General features: G+C 41.7%; 1 pseudogene. It reads right to left on the bottom strand.

Annotation, left to right across the window (positions count from 1 at the left end):
• Window positions 1–230, bottom strand: a pseudogene (locus AB4512_RS23745) (efflux transporter periplasmic adaptor subunit); the annotation flags it as partial.

Genomic DNA, 230 nt, shown 5'->3' with positions numbered 1-230 from the left:
ATCGTATGCTTCTTTTGAAATAGAACCTTTCTTATACAAGCCTTGGTAGCGTTTGTATTTTGCTTTTGCCGCAGGCAGGCGAGCTTCAGAACTCTTTAGATTTGCCTTTTCTACGCCAGAATCAAGACGAACAAGAAGCTGGTCATTTTTAACATCAGTACCAGAACCAAAAGAGATTTGGTCAATAACACCGCTGGTTTCATTCGCTAGCGTGACACCTTGGTTAGGTT

The organism is Vibrio sp. 10N.222.52.B7, assembly GCF_041474275.1.
Lineage (GTDB): Bacteria > Pseudomonadota > Gammaproteobacteria > Enterobacterales > Vibrionaceae > Vibrio > Vibrio crassostreae_C.
This window is presented reverse-complemented; position numbering and strand designations above follow the sequence as displayed.